The organism is Brachybacterium sp. p3-SID957 (assembly GCF_025144775.1).
In the GTDB taxonomy this organism is placed as follows: Bacteria; Actinomycetota; Actinomycetes; order Actinomycetales; family Dermabacteraceae; genus Brachybacterium; species Brachybacterium epidermidis.
On record NZ_JALXKT010000111.1, the window covers coordinates 1 to 2,453 of the forward strand.

The following is a 2,453-nucleotide window of genomic DNA, read 5'->3' on the forward strand; positions in this document are numbered from 1 at the left end:
GCCAAGCCCCCCCCCGCAGCTCGGCTTCGTGGCCCGGGGCCCGCGATGTCAGGCCGAGGCGTCCAGCACGTGGTCGAGCACGGCGATCAGGGCCCTGACGTCCTCCGGGGGCACCGCGGGGAACGTGGCGATGCGCACCTGGTTGCGGCCCAGCTTCCGGTAGGGCTCGATGTCCACCACGCCGTGGGCGCGCAGCACGGAGGTGATTGCCGTGGCGTCGATCTCCTCGCTGATGTCGAGGGTGGCCACCACCTGCGAGCGTGCTGAGGGATCGTCCACGAAGGGGGTGACCTCCTCGCGGCGGGCGGCCCACTCGTACAGCAGTCCGCTGGTCTCGCGGGTGCGGGAGTCGGCCCAGGCGAGACCGCCCTGCTCGTTCATCCACTCGATCTGCTCCGCCATCAGCACCAGCGTCGACAGTGCCGGCGTGTTGAGCGTCTGGTCCTTGCGGGAGTTCTCGATCGCTGTGGTCAGCGAGAGGATCGAGGGGATCCAGTGCGCCCCCTGGGCCGCGATGCGCTCGGCGCGCTCGATCGCGGCAGGGGAGAGGACCGCCAGCCACAGACCGCCGTCGGAGGCGAAGGCCTTCTGCGGGGCGAAGTAGTAGGCGTCGGCCTGGGTGGGATCGACCATCACGCCACCGGCGGCGGAGGTCGCATCGATCAGCACCAGCTGCTCGGTGCCGGCCCCCTCGGGGCGGCGCACCGGTGCCATCACCCCGGTGGAGGTCTCGTTCTGAGCCCAGGCGTAGGCATCGACGTCGGGACTGCTGACGGGGGAGGGGAGCGTGCCGGGCTCGGCCCGGATGACCTCGGGATCCTCCAGGTGGGGTGCATCGAGCACCTCGGTGGCGAACTTCTGGGAGAACTCGCCGCACACCAGGTGCTGGGAGCGCCGCTCGATCAGGCCCAGGGCTGCCACGTCCCAGAAGGCAGTCGAACCGCCGTTGCCGAGCACCACCTCGTAGCCCTCGGGGAGGGAGAACAGCTCGGCGAGGCCCGTCCGGACACGCTTCACCACGTTCTTCACCGGGGCCTGACGGTGCGAGGTCCCCAGCACGGACCCGGATGCCGCCACCAGTGCATCGACCTGGGCGGACCGCACCCGTGACGGACCGGAGCCGAAACGACCGTCGGCGGGCAGAAGGCTGCGGGGAATCGCCAGCTCGCGGATGCGAGCGGAGCGGTCGTTGCTGTGATCGGACATCGTGTCCTCCTCGTGATCCCGGGTCCGGTCCGTGCCGGTGACCCCAACATCGTGCCAGGCACGCGGCGAGCGGCACGCCACGGTCCGGCAGATGGGCGCATCTCTGGCAGGATCGGGGGCATGAGCCGTGCCGATCTGGACAAGAAGCCGTACGACGTCGCCGGGATGTTCGATGCCGTCGCCCGCCGCTACGACCTGATGAACGATGTCGCAGCGATGGGACAGGTGAGCATGTGGCGCGACCAGATGGTGGAGTCCCTGGCGGTCGCCGAGGGCGACACCGTGCTCGACCTGGCAGCAGGCACGGGCACCTCCTCCGCCGCGCTGGCTAGGGCCGGAGCCCGCGTGGTGGCGGCCGACTTCTCCCTGGGCATGATGACGGAGGGCCGGCGTCGTGGAGCACCCGTGCCCTTCGTCGGAGCCGACGCCCAGCACCTCCCCTTCCAGGACGACTCCTTCGATGCCGCGGTCATCAGCTTCGGACTGCGCAATGTCCACGATCCCCGCATGGGGCTGCAGGAGATGGTGCGGGTGGTGCGGCCCGGGGGAACGGTGGTCGTGTGCGAGTTCTCCACACCCACGAATCCACTGTTCCGCACCGTGTACGAGCGCTACCTGCTGCGCGCCCTCCCGGCAGCCGCACGTGGGCTGTCCTCCAACTCAGACGCCTACGACTATCTGGCCGAGTCGATCCTGGACTGGCCGGACCAGACCGAGCTGCACTCCTGGTTCCTCGAGCTGGGACTCGAGCACTGCCAGTACCGGAACCTCTCCGGCGGGATCGTCGCGCTGCATCGCGGATACGTCCCGGGCGACTGAACCTGCAGGTCAGGCGGGCGATGGACGAGCAAGTGAAGCAATGTGGCCGAGGACACCCCTGAAAACGCCGTCTCAGCTTGACGGCCGCGCTGCCGGCCCGTAATGTTTTTCCTCGTGCCCGGCCGAACGGCACGGCGAGAGACCAGCAGTGGATCACCCGCCGAACCGCTCACCACCAGGTACAACGGCCCACCTCCAGAGCCAGCGCGGCGCGGATCACACCGCACCGAGTTGACATGGAGAAGCTGGCCCCCTAAGTTATAGGGGTTGCCCCGGAACGGAAGAGCCCAGAGGGTTCGGAAGTCCGAGTGCGCGTGTTGCTTGATATCTCAATAGCGTGTCTGTTTGTTGATGCCAATATTTTGATTGGCATTTTTCGGATGATTAGCAGAAATTATTTTTGCTGGTTGTTTGTTTGAATGCTGGGG

General features: G+C 67.7%; 2 protein-coding genes. One reads left to right on the plus strand and one right to left on the minus strand.

Annotated elements, in window-relative coordinates:
- Positions 1–48: 48 nt before the first annotated feature.
- Positions 49–1,206 carry a phosphoserine transaminase gene (gene serC, locus M3B01_RS14475; RefSeq protein ID WP_259793239.1) on the minus strand — a complete coding sequence of 386 codons (1,158 nt, stop codon included), beginning with the start codon at positions 1,204–1,206 and terminating at the stop codon, positions 49–51.
- A 120-nt stretch (positions 1,207–1,326) separates the two neighbouring features.
- On the opposite strand from serC, the gene M3B01_RS14480 reads away from it, so the two are divergent.
- Complete coding sequence (locus tag M3B01_RS14480; RefSeq protein WP_259793241.1) at positions 1,327–2,025, plus strand: demethylmenaquinone methyltransferase; 699 nt, start codon at positions 1,327–1,329, stop codon at positions 2,023–2,025.
- Positions 2,026–2,453 lie beyond the last annotated feature (428 nt).

Excerpts from the sequence above, each read along its gene's own strand:
- serC (WP_259793239.1), bottom strand. The coding sequence starts at position 1,206 with ATGTCCGATCACAGCAACGACCGCTCCGCTCGCATCCGCGAGCTGGCG.
- M3B01_RS14480 (WP_259793241.1), top strand. The coding sequence starts at position 1,327 with ATGAGCCGTGCCGATCTGGACAAGAAGCCGTACGACGTCGCCGGGATG.